This window comes from Halopseudomonas sp. (assembly GCF_036960865.1).
Taxonomy (GTDB): Bacteria; Pseudomonadota; Gammaproteobacteria; order Pseudomonadales; family Pseudomonadaceae; genus Halopseudomonas.
This window is the reverse complement of the sequence record NZ_JBALWE010000001.1, coordinates 149,825-164,609: the sequence shown is the minus strand read 5'-3', so window position 1 is coordinate 164,609 and position 14,785 is coordinate 149,825. Positions and strand designations below refer to the sequence as shown.

18 protein-coding genes and 1 tRNA gene are annotated in these 14,785 nt (G+C 57.3%); 9 read left to right on the top strand and 10 right to left on the bottom strand.

The genetic code is table 11. The features are described 5' to 3' along the window. The first annotated feature begins 175 nt into the window (after positions 1-175). The 5 genes from dapA to V7747_RS00660 all read left to right on the top strand — a co-directional run bounded on the left by dapA (position 176) and on the right by V7747_RS00660 (position 3,879). Positions 176-1,051: a 4-hydroxy-tetrahydrodipicolinate synthase gene (gene dapA / locus V7747_RS00680; protein ID WP_335614139.1), complete on the top strand. Its 876-nt coding sequence runs from the start codon at positions 176-178 to the stop codon at positions 1,049-1,051. Between the two features lie 35 nt (positions 1,052-1,086). Beyond that, the gene (gene bamC, locus V7747_RS00675) at positions 1,087-2,253 is read left to right on the top strand and encodes an outer membrane protein assembly factor BamC (RefSeq protein ID WP_335614138.1); all 1,167 of its coding nucleotides are present in this window, start codon (positions 1,087-1,089) and stop codon (positions 2,251-2,253) included. Further along, entirely contained in the window at positions 2,225-3,037 is an 813-nt protein-coding gene (locus tag V7747_RS00670) for an MBL fold metallo-hydrolase (protein WP_335614137.1), read from the top strand. Before bamC ends, V7747_RS00670 begins: the two co-directional genes overlap by 29 nt. After that, positions 3,021-3,734: a phosphoribosylaminoimidazolesuccinocarboxamide synthase gene (gene purC / locus V7747_RS00665; protein WP_335614136.1), complete on the top strand. Its 714-nt coding sequence runs from the start codon at positions 3,021-3,023 to the stop codon at positions 3,732-3,734. The genes V7747_RS00670 and purC overlap by 17 nt, the downstream gene beginning before the upstream one ends. Positions 3,735-3,789: 55 nt before the next feature. Continuing rightward, positions 3,790-3,879, top strand: a tRNA-Ser gene (locus V7747_RS00660). 202 nt (positions 3,880-4,081) lie between these two features. Here V7747_RS00660 and V7747_RS00655 read toward each other — a convergent pair. Further along, the gene (locus V7747_RS00655) at positions 4,082-4,345 is read right to left on the bottom strand and encodes a helix-turn-helix domain-containing protein (protein WP_335614135.1); all 264 of its coding nucleotides are present in this window, start codon (positions 4,343-4,345) and stop codon (positions 4,082-4,084) included. Positions 4,346-4,796: 451 nt separating this feature from the next. Between V7747_RS00655 and V7747_RS00650 the strand changes: the two genes are divergently transcribed. Next, positions 4,797-5,129: a hypothetical protein gene (locus tag V7747_RS00650; RefSeq protein WP_335614134.1), complete on the top strand. Its 333-nt coding sequence runs from the start codon at positions 4,797-4,799 to the stop codon at positions 5,127-5,129. Between the two features lie 110 nt (positions 5,130-5,239). Here V7747_RS00650 and cadR read toward each other — a convergent pair whose 3' ends face one another. Further along, positions 5,240-5,647 carry a Cd(II)/Pb(II)-responsive transcriptional regulator gene (gene cadR, locus V7747_RS00645; RefSeq protein WP_007148576.1) on the bottom strand — a complete coding sequence of 136 codons (408 nt, stop codon included), beginning with the start codon at positions 5,645-5,647 and terminating at the stop codon, positions 5,240-5,242. 95 nt (positions 5,648-5,742) lie between these two features. Here cadR and V7747_RS00640 point away from each other — a divergent pair, with 95 nt between their 5' ends. Genes V7747_RS00640 through V7747_RS00630 form a run of 3 tightly spaced genes read left to right on the top strand, consistent with a single transcriptional unit; the run spans position 5,743 to position 8,466 of the window. Further along, the gene (locus tag V7747_RS00640; protein WP_004364974.1) at positions 5,743-6,639 is read left to right on the top strand and encodes a cation transporter; all 897 of its coding nucleotides are present in this window, start codon (positions 5,743-5,745) and stop codon (positions 6,637-6,639) included. A 3-nt stretch (positions 6,640-6,642) separates the two neighbouring features. Further along, entirely contained in the window at positions 6,643-7,155 is a 513-nt protein-coding gene (gene lspA, locus V7747_RS00635) for a signal peptidase II (RefSeq protein ID WP_335614133.1), read from the top strand. 21 nt (positions 7,156-7,176) lie between these two features. Further along, positions 7,177-8,466 carry an ISL3-like element ISPpu12 family transposase gene (locus tag V7747_RS00630; protein ID WP_004574636.1) on the top strand — a complete coding sequence of 430 codons (1,290 nt, stop codon included), beginning with the start codon at positions 7,177-7,179 and terminating at the stop codon, positions 8,464-8,466. Positions 8,467-8,596: 130 nt separating this feature from the next. On the opposite strand, the gene V7747_RS00625 is transcribed toward V7747_RS00630, so the two are convergent. From V7747_RS00625 to V7747_RS00590, 8 genes are all read right to left on the bottom strand, one after another. Then, entirely contained in the window at positions 8,597-9,136 is a 540-nt protein-coding gene (locus tag V7747_RS00625; protein ID WP_335614132.1) for a hypothetical protein, read from the bottom strand. After that, on the bottom strand, positions 9,133-10,647 hold the full coding sequence (locus tag V7747_RS00620) for a DUF3631 domain-containing protein (protein ID WP_335614131.1): 1,515 nt from the start codon (positions 10,645-10,647) through the stop codon (positions 9,133-9,135). The genes V7747_RS00625 and V7747_RS00620 overlap by 4 nt, the downstream gene beginning before the upstream one ends. Then, the gene (locus tag V7747_RS00615) at positions 10,644-11,516 is read right to left on the bottom strand and encodes a toprim domain-containing protein (protein WP_335614130.1); all 873 of its coding nucleotides are present in this window, start codon (positions 11,514-11,516) and stop codon (positions 10,644-10,646) included. Before V7747_RS00615 ends, V7747_RS00620 begins: the two co-directional genes overlap by 4 nt. Further along, positions 11,504-11,647, bottom strand: coding sequence for a hypothetical protein (locus tag V7747_RS00610; RefSeq protein ID WP_160003171.1), 144 nt, complete (start codon positions 11,645-11,647; stop codon positions 11,504-11,506). The genes V7747_RS00615 and V7747_RS00610 overlap by 13 nt, the downstream gene beginning before the upstream one ends. Positions 11,648-11,650: 3 nt before the next feature. Beyond that, entirely contained in the window at positions 11,651-11,938 is a 288-nt protein-coding gene (locus tag V7747_RS00605) for a helix-turn-helix domain-containing protein (RefSeq protein ID WP_335614129.1), read from the bottom strand. Beyond that, the gene (locus V7747_RS00600) at positions 11,939-12,127 is read right to left on the bottom strand and encodes an AlpA family transcriptional regulator (RefSeq protein ID WP_335614128.1); all 189 of its coding nucleotides are present in this window, start codon (positions 12,125-12,127) and stop codon (positions 11,939-11,941) included. It abuts the gene before it with no gap. Between the two features lie 121 nt (positions 12,128-12,248). Then, on the bottom strand, positions 12,249-12,953 hold the full coding sequence (locus tag V7747_RS00595) for a hypothetical protein (protein WP_335614127.1): 705 nt from the start codon (positions 12,951-12,953) through the stop codon (positions 12,249-12,251). A 107-nt stretch (positions 12,954-13,060) separates the two neighbouring features. Then, positions 13,061-14,314, bottom strand: a complete 1,254-nt coding sequence (locus tag V7747_RS00590) for a tyrosine-type recombinase/integrase (protein WP_335614126.1) — start codon at positions 14,312-14,314, stop codon at positions 13,061-13,063. Between the last annotated feature and the right edge of the window lie 471 nt (positions 14,315-14,785).

Sequence of the window (14,785 nt, the reverse complement as noted above, 5' to 3'; positions counted from 1 at the left end):
GTTACGGGCCGGTTGGCGCGCAAAAAAACTCAGCGGTTATTGTCACAGCCTGCCGCGGAGGGTTCAACTAGGAGTTTCAGGCGGCTGACAGGTGCTATTTGGGTGTGGCCGTCCCTTGTGCCGGCTGCAGGGTGAAAGTACCATTGTCGTTTAATGTTTCAAGTGGAGCAGTGGCATGATTTCAGGCAGCCTGGTGGCGCTGGTAACACCGATGGATTCTCGCGGAGGCCTGGATTGGCAGGCTCTTGAGCGCCTGATTGATTTTCATCTTGAGAACGGCACCGACGGTATTGTTGCGGTGGGTACCTCAGGTGAGTCGGCTACCCTCGACATGGCCGAGCACAAGGAAGCGATCCGTCGTGTGGTTCAGCAGGTTGCCGGACGAATTCCGGTGATTGCCGGCACTGGCGCCAACTCAACTCGAGAGGCGGTCGAGCTGACGGAGGCCGCACGTAGCGTTGGCGCTGACGCCGCGCTGCTGGTCACCCCTTATTACAACAAGCCAACGCAGGAAGGCTTGTATCTGCACCACAAGTACATTGCAGAAACCGTTGCCATCCCTCAGATTCTCTACAACGTTCCCGGCCGCACTGCCTGCGATATGCTGCCTGAAACGGTTGAGCGTTTGGCAGATATCAGCAACATCGTCGGTATCAAGGAAGCAACGGGGGATCTGCAGCGCGCGGCCGAGGTCATCGAGCGTGTGGCGGATCGCATGGCGGTGTATTCCGGTGATGACGCTACTGCAGCTGAGCTGATTCTGCTCGGCGGCAAGGGCAATATTTCGGTTACGGCCAACGTCGCGCCACGTGCCATGCACGAGCTCTGTGCTGCCGCATTGCGCGGTGATCACGACGCTGCGCGCAGCATGAATGAAGCGTTGATGCCGCTGCACAAGACATTGTTTATCGAGTCCAATCCCATACCGGTGAAGTGGGCCCTGCAGGAAATGGGGTTGATCGCTGATGGCATTCGTTTGCCGCTGACCCCCCTGAGCCCCCGTTGTCACGATACCGTGCACGAAGCCTTGCATCAGTGCGGGCTGCTGTGAGCAAAACCGGAAATCTGTTTACCAAGGAAACGTTTATGAAGCCTGTGCTTAGCGCACTGACTCTGGGTGTACTGGCCAGCCTCAGCGGCTGTGGTTATCTCATCGGAGATGAAGGTTATTTCCGCGACCGTGGCAGTGACTATCAGGATGCCCGCGTCGAGCCACGCATGACGGTTCCGAACGATCTGCAGAGCAAACCGATTGGCGATCTGCTGCCAGTGCCTGGCCAGATTTCTGCCGCGCCTGCCTCTGACGATGGCTTTGAAACGCCACGGCCGCAGCCGTTGCTGGCCAGCGCAGATAGCTCCGCGTTTTCGGTGCAGCAGGATGGCAGTCGCCGCTGGTTGTTGGCGCAACTGCCGACATCCGAAGTCTGGCCGTTGATGGAGCGCTTCTGGGCCGACTATCAGGTTCCCTTGGCGGAAAGGGATCGTGCTCTGAGCCAGTTTGAGACCGAGTGGGTCGACTTCTCCGCGGCGTCGAGCAGCCCGCTGGTGCGCCGCGTGCTGCCGACTCTTGAGGAAGGGCGCAGCATTGAAGGTCAGGAGCAGCGTTTTCGCGTGCGTCTGGAGCCGGGCGTGAACGCAGGTTCCAGTGAAGTACGCGTGCTGCACCAGAGCCGCGATATTGATGACGACGAAAGCGAATGGCCATCCCGTTCCAACAGTGCAGGCTTTGAGCGCGGCCTGCTCGCCGAGCTGGAAACCTACCTTAATCAGAGTCTTGCCAACAGTGACGCCGGGCAGGGGCAGAGCCTAGCCAACAGTGGTCCGACGCAAACCAGTATTGAGAAAGACGGCGCCGGCAACGACGTGCTTTACATGAGCACCGATTTCAACCGCGCCTGGGTCGAAGTGGGTGATGCCCTGTCACGCGGCGACGTATTAGTGACAGACTTTAACCGCAGCGCTGGCGTTTATTATGTCGACCTTGATCAGACGCGCAGTGAGAAGGAAGAGCCTGGTTTCTTCTCTGGTTGGTTTGGCGGTGACGATGAAGAAGACGAAGCGGACAAGCTTGCAGACGAGAATCAGATTCAGGTTCGCCTGACGCCGGTCTCCAATCGCGTTGAAGTGAGCGTTGAAGCGGGCATAGACAAGGCCGCAGACGCCGCCGTAGTGAGTGACGTGCTGAACAAGATTCAGAGCAATCTGAACGAGGGGCCAGAAGGCGGTGCGGTACTGCTCCCTCGGCAGCGGTAGCAAGGGTAACGGCACCCTGATCGAGCAGGGCCAGACGCGCCTGCTGGTGGATTGCGGCTTTAGTCTGCGCGCTACCGAGCAGCGTCTGCGGCAGGCGGGTCTGGTCGGAGAGCAGCTGACGGCGATTCTGGTCACTCACGAGCATTCGGATCATATCCAGGGAGTAGCCAAGCTTGCGCGGCGCTATGATCTGCCGGTTTACCTGACACCGGGGACCGGCTACGCCCTGCGCGGCGAAGGCTTGGATCTGCGCTGGCTGGATCTTAACACCCGGGTGGTGATTGATGATTTGGAGATCAGTCCGGTCGCTGTGCCGCATGATGCTCGAGAGCCCTGCCAGTTCATTTTCGACAACGGTCAACAACGATTGGGCGTGTTGACCGATACCGGCACCATCACCCCTTGGATTATCGAGCAGTACGCCAGATTGGATGCACTCTTTCTGGAAGCCAACTATGATCCGCACATGCTGGCCTATGGACCGTATCCGGGCTTCTTGAAAGCCCGTGTTGGCGGCGAATTGGGCCACTTGAGTAATCAGCAGGCTGCCGGCCTGTTGAGCATGATTGACCTGGAGCAGTTGCAACACATCGCCATTGCTCACATTAGTGAAAAGAACAACCGGCCGGAGCTGGCTCGCGACGCTTTGACTGAGGCACTGGCAAACTGGACCGGTGAGCTGCTGCTGGCAGAACAGAATCAGGGCTTGCCCTGGCAGACTATTTCGGGATTGTCCCATCACCATTGCGCGCAAGCGGGAGCCGATAATGGAAAAACGTACTGAACTTTATCGCGGCAAGGCCAAATCGGTTTACACCACAGACGATCCGGATCGCCTGATACTGCTGTTTCGCAACGACACCTCCGCCTTCGATGGCAAGAAAATCGAGCAGCTCGACCGCAAGGGCATGGTCAATAACCGCTTCAACGCGTTCATCATGCAGAAGCTGCAGGACGCCGGCATCCCGACCCAGTTCGATGCGCTGGTCTCCGATACCGAATGCCTGGTCAAGAAGCTCGATATGATTCCGGTGGAATGCGTGGTACGCAATTATGCTGCCGGTAGCCTGGTCAAGCGCCTTGGCGTGGAAGAAGGCATGGCTCTTACACCACCGACCTTCGAGCTGTTTCTGAAGGACGATGCCAAGGGTGATCCCTTCATCAACCAGTCTCACGTGGTCACCTTCGGCTGGGCTACTGCCGAGCAGCTGGCTCGGATGCAGACGCTGACGCTGCAGGTCAACGACGTTCTGAAGGGCTTGTTCGACGAAGCAGGGCTGATGCTGGTGGACTTCAAACTGGAATTTGGCCTGTTCAAGGGCGAGATTGTCCTGGGCGACGAATTCAGCCCTGACGGTTGCCGTCTCTGGGACAAGGAGACCCGCAAAAAAATGGACAAGGACCGCTTCCGTCAAGGTCTTGGCGGCGTTATCGAAGCCTACGAGGAAGTCGCCAAGCGCCTTGGCGTAGAGCTGCCCTGAGCGCTGTTGCGGCTTCCGCCTGACCGGTGAAAGCTGCTACTATGCGCACCGAATTGGAGAGTTGCCAGAGTGGTCGAATGGGACGGATTCGAAATCCGTTGAACAGGCAACTGTTCCCAGGGTTCGAATCCCTGACTCTCCGCCAGATGTGAACCTCAAAGCCCCGTATACCGGGGCTTTGTTGTTTTTCCTTCTTGGTAATCCCCCACTTGATCCCCCATCAGGTGTTGTTTTTTGATAAAACGGCTTTCGTTAGACCTGTTACAGCAGGTATTAACGCTGCTTCGGTAAGGGATAGTAAGAGAATCGACTGTCCAATCGCGCGCGTACCGCTCCGAAAATCAACCTTAGGGTATCGGGCTGCCATCTTTTGAGTCGACCGGCTTGAGAAGCTCTTGAATATCAACACCGAGTGCTGAAGCTAATCGCTCAAGCCCATCGATGCTGACGTTTGTAACTCGGCGTTCTAGCTGGGAAACGTAGGTGCGATGGAAGTCAGCTAATTCTGCTGTTTTTTCTTGGCTTAGCCTCATTTCTTTTCTCAAACGCTTGAGGTTTTCCGAGATGCGTTCGCGTGCGGTGCTAGAGTTCGATAAGGCGGGCTTTTTCATGGATAGAGCGTCGCCTGATACCGTGTTAGCATCTACAGACTAATAATCTACTGCTTATAAATCTCATTTGGCGTTTGCAAGGAAGTGGTCGCCATGAAAAACTACCTATTGTTATTTCCTATCTTTGTTTTGGTTGGGTGTTCGCAATCCAGTGGTGTGTTAAAGCTCGGCCCAGATACCTATTCTGTTTCGGTTCACGCGGCTCCAGCGAGAGGCGGTGTCTCTGCGGCTAAGCGTTTGGCGCTTACAGAGGCTAACCAAGCGTGCATAGCTATGGGTAGGGAGATCATGGTTAATAATCTTACCTCTGGAGCTTCTAGCCATTTACCTGGCGGAACGGTTGACGTTACTTTCCAGTGTTTGACCAGCTCTGACTCTAGCCTGAGGCGCCCCGAATATGCGCCGGTCCCCGACGTTGTGATCGAAAGGCGCTGAAGCGCAGGAGGTCAATATGATTTGGGCAGGTCTCGTTTTGATACTTCTGAACTTGGCAGTGCGAGCGGCTTTGTATCCGGCAGAGTACAGCTTAGCCGGAGACCCGAGTAACTATCCGCGTATTTTTTACAGTGCTTTCAACAGACGAGCGTATCTAGCTGCAGAAGCGTTAACTAGATGGGGCGGTAGTATCTTGATAGCAGGTAGTTTCGTCGGGTTCCATATCAGTTTCGGGAACCTTCTTTTTGGCGGGCTGATAAGCGGAGCGCTGGCTGGACTGTTGTTGCCATTTGCTTCCTTAATGCTCGCCCTGAAGATTCATCCCGGCTTTAAGCGGAGCCTTGATTGAGCTAGCTTTTGCTAGTTTATTTTGGGTAAGCGGATTAAATGGTTGATCTTACCTTTGCATGAGAGTGAGACAGACCGGCATCTCATCGGATTATCTGGTTGATGCTTCACCTACTGCTGGTGCATGTTTCCTTCGCTAATTCCAGCAAGAACCCCACACGCCTCAACTTCCCGGTCATCGTTGCAACTCGCTCTCAGTGAAACGAGTTGTTTCTCAAGCGCTTGCAGAGCGGTTATCTGCGACCGCACATGAGAGATGTGATCATCGAGCAAGGTGTTGACGGCGGTACAAGGCTGATGAGGGTCGTCCTGATAGCTCTGTAGTTCGTGAATCTCAGCCAGTGACAGGCCCAGGATTCTGCAGCGACGGATGAAGGCCAGCCCCTCACCATGCTTCTCGGTATAGACACGGTAACCGTTGTCCTGCCGATCAGGCGGCGGCAACAAGCCCTGCTGTTCATAGAAGCGGATTGTCTGTGTTTCGACCCCTACCAACTGCGCCAACTGACCAATGCGCATCAGCCTCCTCCCCAACGGATTCTTTACTCTATTGACCTTATAGTAGCTTTATAGTTTTAAATGGTACCACAACATTGTTCAAGTGGAGTCGTATCATGAGCAAATCCTGTGGTGGCGCCTGTGGCGGTGATGCAACGTCCGCAGCGGATACCGATATACAGGCCTCCTCCGAGGCGCCAGGGAGATGGGTCAGTGTTTATGCCGTGCCGAAGATGGACTGTCCATCAGAAGAACGAATGATTCGCCTAGCCCTGAACGGCTTTGAGGAGATTCGGGCGCTGTCCTTCGACTTGTCGAACCGCCGGCTGAAGGTCGTGCATGACGGCGAGGTCGAGCCCGTCACCTCGAAACTGAAGACCTTGGGGCTAGGCGCCTCGCTTCAGGAAACCGTCGCTGCAAATCCGGAGACCATCAAGGCCGCCGAGTTTTCGGCAGCTTCTGCTAAGCAAGAATCCGGGACCCTGCGCTGGTTGCTCGGCATCAATGCACTTCTGTTCGTGGTGGAAATGACTGCCGGTCTGATCGCCCGGTCCACCGGCCTGATTGGAGAATCCCTGGACAATTTTGCCGATGCGGCGGTGTACGGGCTTGCCCTTTATGCGGTTGGACATAGCGTGAAAATGCAGGTACGTGCCGCGCATCTTGCTGGTGTACTGCAACTGATCTTGGCTGTGGGCGTGCTCGTAGAGGTGGTGAGACGCTTTGTATTCGGTAGTGAGCCTGAATCGCTGGTGATGATGGCTATCGCATTCGTCGCATTGATTGCCAATACCAGTTGTCTGCTGCTCATATCCAAACATCGGGAAGGCGGGGCGCACATGAAGGCAAGCTGGATATTCTCGGCCAACGACGTGGTGATCAACCTGGGGGTCATCACCGCCGGCGCCCTGGTCGCGTGGACCGGTTCCAATTATCCGGATCTGATTATCGGCACCATCGCGGGGGGCATTGTACTTAACGGTGCCAGACGCATTTTGGCGTTGAAGGGTTAAATAATGCTCATTATTGGCAAAAAGCTCTCGCCGTATGCCCTATTGTCCATATCGGGCCTGCTGGCAGCGTCTGATCAGGCTGTAAAGTGGCTGGTGCAGCAATCAATGGCCTATGGCGAGTATGTTTCGGTGACCCCGTTCTTTAACTGGGTGCACCTATGGAACACCGGTGCCGCATTCAGTCTTTTTGCGAATGGTGGAGGCTGGCAGCGCTACTTTTTTATCGGAATCGCGGTAGTGGTCTCGATTTTTCTGATCAAGCTGATCCTTGAAAATCGTCATAAAGGAGAAGCCATCGCTTACAGTCTTATCCTCGGTGGCGCCATGGGCAACCTGATTGACCGGGTCCTTCGCGGCTATGTTGTGGATTCCTTTGATTTCTATTGGCGAGACTGGCATTGGCCGGCCTTCAACCTGGCTGATATTGCAATTGTCCTCGGTGCCTTACTTTTCGTTTCCAGCAGCTTGTTGGGTAAAAAAGCAAACACCAATGCCGAGTCGGATGGATCTGACTGACACCTACGCCTATACAACACCATGACCGAACTTCCCGACAACATCCTTCACCTGCCGCAATACCAAGTACTGGGCTGCAAATCAACCGACGACGAAATGCACTTCCAGGTGGACGTGCCCGATCCCATCGCCTGCGAGGAATGCGGCGTGCAGGGTGAGTTCGTACGGTTCGGCAAGCGTGACGTTCCCTATCGTGATCTGCCCATCCACGGCAAGCGGGTCACTCTCTGGGTGGTCCGCCGCCGATACACCTGCCGGGCCTGCAAGACAACATTCAGGCCCCAGCTACCGGAGATGGTGGACGGATTCCGTATGACACTGCGGCTGCATGAGTACGTGGAGAAGGAATCCTTCAACCACCCCTACACCTTTGTGGCGGCACAGACCGGCCTGGACGAGAAGACGGTGCGCGACATCTTCAACGCCCGCGCCGAGTTCCTGGGGCGCTGGCACCGCTTCGAGACGCCCCGCATCCTGGGCATTGACGAGCTATACCTGAACAAGCGCTACCGCTGCATTCTGACCAACATTGAGGAGCGAACCCTGCTCGACCTGCTGGCCACCCGCCGCCAGGACGTGGTGACCAACTACCTGATGAAGCTGAAAGACCGGCAGAAGGTCGAGATCGTCAGCATGGACATGTGGAACCCCTACCGGGCAGCGGTCAAGGCTGTGCTGCCCCAGGCCCGTATCGTGGTCGATAAGTTCCATGTGGTGCGCATGGCCAACGATGCCCTAGAGAGAGTGCGCAAGGGCCTCAGAAAGGAGCTGAAACCGTCCCAGAGCCGGACTCTCAAGGGAGACCGGAAAATCCTGCTGAAACGCGCTCACGAAGTCTCAGACCGGGAGCGCCTCATCATGGAGACCTGGACAGGCGCGTTCCCGCAACTGCTGGCCGCCTACGAGCACAAGGAGCGCTTCTACGGCATCTGGGACGCCACCACACGGCTCCAGGCAGAAGCCGCCCTGGACGAGTGGATAGCCACCATCCCGAAGGGCCAAAAGGAAGTCTGGAGCGATCTGGTCAGGGCAGTGGGAAACTGGCGCGAAGAGACCATGACCTACTTCGAGACGGACATGCCCGTCACCAACGCTTACACGGAGTCCATCAACCGACTGGCCAAGGACAAGAACCGTGAAGGGCGCGGTTACTCCTTCGAGGTGATGCGGGCACGAATGCTCTACACCACGAAGCACAAGAAGAAGGCACCGACTGCGAAGGTCTCTCCTTTCTACAAGAAAACCATCGGTTACGGACTGCCGGACTTCGCAGAGGAACTCAACTACGGAGTCGATCTATCAACCATCTGAGGGTGGTATCAGATTGATGGGGTGAAGGTGCCCCATCAACCATTAAATCCGTATACCCTTTATTTTTTGCTAGCGGCGATATCGAGGCGGTGGTATTCCCGCCATCGGCTGCGCAGTCGCTCTGAGTTGCTCATCGCATCGCCCGCCGGTACAGAGCCAGCAGCGCGGCACCTATTGAGCAATAGCGGCCTGCTGGTGGGTAGCATTCCTTGCAGTTGCCCACTGCATGGCAGTAAAGGGCGTCACGCGCTGTTAGCCACTCCAGTGGGTGTTGCCGGGATGTTACTGCCTTGCTGGCTTTGCTCTCCCGCGCGTGGGGCGCTCGTACCTCGTCTCCTACCAGCCTTACCCCTAGCCATGCAGGGCTAGACTCGATCAGTCGGGCGGCAAAGCGCGGGTGCATGCGGTACTGCTCCGCCAGGTCGTCCAGGTCGATCAATCCATGCTCCAGCAGATTGCTGGCGCTGGTGTTCAGCAGGGCGGCCACCCGGTCTAGCCAGGCGCATTGCTGCTGGCGTAGGTGCTCAATGATTTGGGCTTTGCTTTCGCGTAACTGGGTCAGCAGTTCGGGCGATGGTTCCTTGCTGGCGCTCCAGGCTAGGCGGTCGGCATTCAGCGCCAGAATGATGCCGGATTGGCGGGCATGTTCGATCAGGTGAGCGGGGTTCATATCTCCCCCTCAAACAGCGGGGCCTGTTCTTCTTTTCTTCCGTTAGGGGATGTTCTATCCGCTACAACGCTACAAACCGCGCCAGCCGTGGCTTTGCGTGTTGCGTTTGGGGTTTCTGTGGGTGTGTGTGTAGCGCTTTGCGCAACGCTGTAACCCGCGTGGTTACTGGCTTGTAGCGTTGTAGCGCTTGGAGCTGGGGTGTCAGCGGAAAGGTAGCGTTCAAAGGCGTCGGCGAACTGTTCCAGGTGATAGCCCTTTTTCACCTCAAAGCCTTGGCGCACGTCTTTTGACTTGATGCCAAAGTCTGCCAGCTTGGCTGATAGCTGCCGAGGCGTCATGGGCTTGCCTCGGTTCCACGTTGCCCACGGCGATTCATCGTCAGTCAGCAGCGCGGTCAGCAGGTCGGCGCTGAATACCCTGTTAGCGTGTTTAGCGTCGAACACCGCTTTAACATCGGCCAGCAGTTCGGCACCCACGCTTGGCGATTCGCCCTCAAGGCCGTGCAGCGCTATGGCGGCATGCCGGGCTGATTTCGGCCAGTGCTCCCCGGCCAGATCGGCAATGGATAACAGGGGTTCCCAAGCATCGTTAGCACGGTCGTTCAGGCCGGGTATCGGTGCCGGTCTGGCGGTAGCGATGGTGCTGGCGCTATCCAATGCAAAGCGGGCCAGGCGGGCGCGCAGTTGTTCCCACAGGGCAGGGTCAGAATGGCGCAGGCTTTCTACGGTTTCGCCTGCTGTACGGCGGCGCAGGCGAAGTGGCACGCTGCGGTCTGCCAGGGTGTCGGCAATCTTACCGATACCGCACAGCGCTTTGGCTCCCCATACGTTGAACGGGGTGGGTGTGTGATCGTCGCCCACACAACGAATTACCGTTGCACTGTCACGGGTAAAGCCAGAGTTGAGAATGCCGCGTGCATCTTCGTGGGCCGCTAAAAAGGCGTCTACCTCGTCAATCAGCAGTGTCGGTGCCCATAGTTCGATTGAACGGAATAGGGCGGCTGGGGCGATGTTGGACACTTGCAAGGGACGATAGGCCAGCTTGCCCAGGGCGGTGAGCAGTATGGACTTGCCACAGCGTTTTTCAGGGGCGGTGATGTTCGCAATGGGGGCCACTTGTACCGCGTCCACCAGCCAAGTGAATGCAGACCACAATGCAGCGGCGCGCAGTGTTTCCTTGTCAGCGACAACATGGCGGGCTAGGGCGTGGGTTATGTCGTCCAGCAAGTCGGCACCATCCACCAGGTCGGGCCATGCTTCGACTTCGGGGAATATGGCGGCTTCGGGCGTCGCATCGTCTTTGCTGCCAGCCGTAAGCCGGTCGAACTCCACCATACTCAGATGCTTGGTAGCTTTCACTTGCAGACGTAGGCGAGCAAAAGCGGCGGGGTCCTTGCTTCGCATTTCGCGCAGTTGTTCCAGTACAGCAGGGGCGTACAGTGCGCCGGCATCGTGCTCCAGATTGCGGATGGCCATTTGAATGGGGCTTTGCGCTTCGGGTATTAGCGTCATTGCTTGCCCTCCTGCCATTGGCGCAGGTCGTTGAAGTCGGTCAGGGTCAGGGGTTCATCACCGCACCAAGGCGGCAGGATCAGGCCACAGCCCAGCGTCGCGGCGGCGGTAATGGCAGCGGTCTTGCCGGGGTTGCCCTCGGTCTGGCGGTCGTCGTCACCGGCCACGATCAGCAAGGCGTCAGGGTAGGTGCGTTGCAGCTGTTGCCCGACGGATAGCAGGTTGCCGGCGTTCATCGCGCAGGCGACGGGGTGGCCGGTGCTCTGGTGCAGAGTTGCGCCGGTGGCCCAGCCTTCGCACAGATATAGCGGCTGGCCTGCCTGTATCAGCCCCAGTGGGCTACAGCAGCCCTTTACGCGACCACCCGACAGAAAGCGCTTGCTGCCGTCGGGGTGGATGCGTTGCACGTTCACCAGCTCGCCGTTGTGGGTCAGTGGCACCAGCAGAGCATCAGCCAACTGGCGCAGGTTGTAGGGCCGGCAGCCCTTAGCGGTTAGGTAGGGGTGGCCGGGGTCAGCACGGCGGGCATCGCGCCACAGCTTGCGGGCGTACTTGGCGGCGGCCTGCTGGCGCAGGTGTTTGTCTGCCTCTCGTTGGCGGCGGGCCTGTTCCATTTGCTGGCGCAGGTGTTCGGCTTCGCGCGCGTCGGCAGGCTCCCGGCTGCTCCAGGTGTGACAGCCTCCGGTCTTCCAGCTGCCGAACGATCCCGAAGCAATGCCGTCGGCAAAGAGCACATACCAGCCGTTGCTGCTGCCAGGCCGGTCGCCGGGGACGGTGAAGCGGTGAATGCAGCCGTCGGCCTCCGGCAGCCAGTCCAACGGGCCACAGACGGATTGCAGGGCATCGCGGAAAGCGGTTACGCAGTCCATAGCAGCACCTCCAGCGCCAGCAGCAATATCAGGTCAGGGCCAGCGGGTTGCAGCGCCAGCAGCAGGGCGTTGGTTGTTTGCAGGCAAGCCGGGGGCGTCACCGCCTGCCGGCAGTGTTGATTGGTGGTCATGGGTTATGCCTCCGACTGGCTTAGGAAGTACAGGGCGACGCCGTGATGCGTGCGGCCGTGCTCGTCGGTCAGGGTGATGCGCTGGGTTTTGATGGTGTGGCTGGCGTTGCGCAGCTCCTTGATGCGGGCAGCAGGCATCATCAGGTTCAGGTCATTGCGGGCGGTGATGGTATCCACCGGGCCAGCGTGCAGGCGCTCCAGCAGGCGCGCACGTTGAGCGCTGGCGCTGGTATTATTGGGGCTCTGTGTATTGGGGCTAGCCTTCGGGTCGGCCTTTTCTTTGCCTGTCATTTAGGCGACCTCCCCCAGTTGCTTGGCGATCCAGGCTTCAACCTCCAGGCTATCCCAGCCGACGGCGCGCGGGCCGATGCGACGACACTTCGGAAAGCTGCCGACCGCCATGAAGTTGTAAATGCTGGCGCGCTTGTAGCCGGTTTTCTCGATCACTTCCGGCAGACGCATGATGTAGCGGGTAGACATAACCAGAACTCCTTTGCGCTTATCAGCGCGTAGTGGCAATGGCTGTCGATAATTATGCATTACGGGTGTGCTTTGTAGTGCTGTTTGCACGCAAACTGTACAGTCTGCGCGTAGACTGTACTTATAGCTTTTGCCTGCAATGCCCTCTGATCCAGTCGTACAAGGTACGCTCCTTAACGTCGTAAGCTTTACGGCGCTGTGTGGCGAAAGCAGCCATGCTGCTATAGTTATGTCCAGTCTTTTCCCACTCGGCTAGCGCTTTGATTTTATTCTGATTGGTTTCTTTATGACGAAGCTTGGCCCTTTTGCTTGCCTGATTGACTACTTCCCATTCCGCGTCAGCCATTACACATTCATATTCTTCGGATCGAGTCAGTTCGCCGTGCAAGTTTGAAAGGTCTGCGAACACGTCCAAGATGCTTTCAATGCTCCCCGCTTTTTGCAGGTCAATAAGCCTATCAATTTGGTAAATCATCAAGGCCGCCATGCTCGCTTGCTCTTGAATAACGCCTCTCATCTCTGTATCGAGCGATGAAAGGCTGGTGGAAAATAAGCGTCCACGGCTATAGGCCCTTTGTCCTTCTGGCGTCTGTTTTCCCTCGTAGATTCTTTTTGCAATAGGCGAAAGAGCGTCATCAATCAAACGCTCTGTAATCTGTTTGTCTGCCGGGTTTTGATTAGTGTTCTCCCCGTAGCAAGTGTATAGCGTCTCAAAGGCTTTTGCTGTGAGGTCATGAAGCTGCGAAGGAATGCTAAGCCATTCTGTGCTTGGCTTCGTTATCTCTTCCAACTCTATGTGCTGAAGGTATCTCCGCGTTTCTGACATCCTTGCGCCTCCTCAGGCGACCTACTAAATCAACCAGCCAGGCGGGTAGGTGATCCGTTTTTCGCCCCGTCGAGCTAGGCTGGTCGAACTCGTTTAATCTGACTCGATCATCCAGACTTCTTTGAAAAATTCCCCTGAATCACTTTTTCCGTTGGCGCGGTGGTGATGTAGTGCGCCCAATCATCCATCAGCGCTCGGCGCTTCTCGAACAGGTCCCCACGCCGGTAAGCGGCCTCTACTGCGTTGCCCAGGCTATGGGCTAACGCCTGCTCGCAGACGTCACGCGGGTGCGGTGTGCATTCGCCGGCCCAGTCGCGGAAGGTAGAGCGAAAGCCGTGCATGGTCAGGTCGTCGCGCTCGATGTATCGCAGCCCCATTAGCATAGCCATATTGCTTAAAGGCTTGCCTGCTTTCATGCCGGGGAATAGGTGCGGGTTATCGTCGTACCGTGGTAATTGCTCCAGCAGCGCCACGAGCGCATCAGCGAGCGGCACGCGGTGTTCCTTGCGCATCTTCATGCGTTCAGCCGGCACGGTCCATACGCGGGCTTGTAGGTCTATCTCGTCCCACGTTGCGCCCAGTACTTCACTGGTACGGCAGGCGGTGAGGATGGTCATTTGCATAGCCTTGAACGTCACCTTGTCCAGTGTGCGCAGCTTGGCCATGAAGGCAGGCAGTTCAGCCCAGGGCAGGGCAGCGTGATGCTTAACGGCTTGCACCTTTTCACGCTTGGGCAACAGCTTGTCCAGATGCCCGCGCCAGCGTGCGGGGTTCTCGCCTTCGCGCAGGCGTCGGGCCTTGGCGGCGTCCAATACCAGTTCAATGCGATTGCGCACGCGGCTGGCGGTCTCTGGCTTGGTGGTCCAGATCGGTTGCAGCACCTGCAATACGTGCTCGGTGGTTATGTCGCCGGGTGACAGCTTGCCAATGAAGGGCGAAGCGTAGGTGTTCAGGGTGTTTTCCCATTGCTGGGCGTGCTTGGCGTTCTTCCAGCCGGGACGGTGCGCTGCAATGTAGTCGGCGGCCACTTGGTCAAAGGTGATCAGCTTGGCGGCTGCGATCATCGCGGCGGCCTGCTTGGCTTCACGCTCTGCATTGGCGGCGTCGATAGGGTCAATGCCGCTGGCGATCTGTCGGCGGGCGTCCTCAGCATCATTGCGGGCGTTCTCCAGTGAGCGGCCAGGGTATTTGCCTAGCCCCATTTCACGGCGCTTGCCGTTGATCTGGTAGCGGAACACCCACGACTTGCGGCCAGTCTTGCTGACCACCAGGCGCAGGCCGTTGCCGTCTTCATAGGTGCCCGGATCGGTCAGGCTTTCCACCTGCTTGGATTTCAGCTTGTTTGCAGCCCGGTCCGCCATGTCTGATCCCCCACATTCTCAGCTGATCCCCCATTTGATCCCCCACTAGGATGGTGGAAGGTAAGAGGGTGCTTTAGTGCTTGTTGGACATATATTAGGCTGTAATGCCCATGAATACTATGATTTGTGGGTGTTTATGGTTCTTTTAATGGATTTGAGTAGACATGAATAGAATGGTATTTGTAGGACTGACTCTCCGCCAATAAAGCAAAACGCCCAGCCCAGCTGGGCGTTTTGCTTTATCAGGCGAGCTCTCGGTGAGAACCCTCGTTCGACCGAGCCTGCGCAGCAGGTGAAGGAACGCCAGAGCGCAGCGACGGCGGCCCGCCGTTAGGCGGGTGAGGCGCGAGCGCCGAATAATCTCTGACGAAGCTTCAGCTTGCATGGTGTTCACCTGGCTGGGCGTTTTGCTTTATCAGCCGAGCTCACCGCCAACAGACCTACCCAACCGCAGCCGCTTCCGGCGCTTAC

Bases quoted from the DNA above. Each gene is read 5' to 3' on its own strand.
- dapA (WP_335614139.1), top strand. From the start codon at position 176: ATGATTTCAGGCAGCCTGGTGGCGCTGGTAACACCGATGGATTCTCGC.
- bamC (WP_335614138.1), top strand. From the start codon at position 1,087: ATGAAGCCTGTGCTTAGCGCACTGACTCTGGGTGTACTGGCCAGCCTC.
- purC (WP_335614136.1), top strand. From the start codon at position 3,021: ATGGAAAAACGTACTGAACTTTATCGCGGCAAGGCCAAATCGGTTTAC.
- V7747_RS00655 (WP_335614135.1), bottom strand. From the start codon at position 4,345: ATGAAAAAGCCCGCCTTATCGAACTCTAGCACCGCACGCGAACGCATC.
- V7747_RS00650 (WP_335614134.1), top strand. From the start codon at position 4,797: ATGATTTGGGCAGGTCTCGTTTTGATACTTCTGAACTTGGCAGTGCGA.
- cadR (WP_007148576.1), bottom strand. From the start codon at position 5,647: ATGCGCATTGGTCAGTTGGCGCAGTTGGTAGGGGTCGAAACACAGACA.
- V7747_RS00640 (WP_004364974.1), top strand. From the start codon at position 5,743: ATGAGCAAATCCTGTGGTGGCGCCTGTGGCGGTGATGCAACGTCCGCA.
- lspA (WP_335614133.1), top strand. From the start codon at position 6,643: ATGCTCATTATTGGCAAAAAGCTCTCGCCGTATGCCCTATTGTCCATA.
- V7747_RS00630 (WP_004574636.1), top strand. From the start codon at position 7,177: ATGACCGAACTTCCCGACAACATCCTTCACCTGCCGCAATACCAAGTA.
- V7747_RS00625 (WP_335614132.1), bottom strand. From the start codon at position 9,136: ATGAACCCCGCTCACCTGATCGAACATGCCCGCCAATCCGGCATCATT.
- V7747_RS00620 (WP_335614131.1), bottom strand. From the start codon at position 10,647: ATGACGCTAATACCCGAAGCGCAAAGCCCCATTCAAATGGCCATCCGC.
- V7747_RS00615 (WP_335614130.1), bottom strand. From the start codon at position 11,516: ATGGACTGCGTAACCGCTTTCCGCGATGCCCTGCAATCCGTCTGTGGC.
- V7747_RS00610 (WP_160003171.1), bottom strand. From the start codon at position 11,647: ATGACCACCAATCAACACTGCCGGCAGGCGGTGACGCCCCCGGCTTGC.
- V7747_RS00605 (WP_335614129.1), bottom strand. From the start codon at position 11,938: ATGACAGGCAAAGAAAAGGCCGACCCGAAGGCTAGCCCCAATACACAG.
- V7747_RS00600 (WP_335614128.1), bottom strand. From the start codon at position 12,127: ATGTCTACCCGCTACATCATGCGTCTGCCGGAAGTGATCGAGAAAACC.
- V7747_RS00595 (WP_335614127.1), bottom strand. From the start codon at position 12,953: ATGTCAGAAACGCGGAGATACCTTCAGCACATAGAGTTGGAAGAGATA.
- V7747_RS00590 (WP_335614126.1), bottom strand. From the start codon at position 14,314: ATGGCGGACCGGGCTGCAAACAAGCTGAAATCCAAGCAGGTGGAAAGC.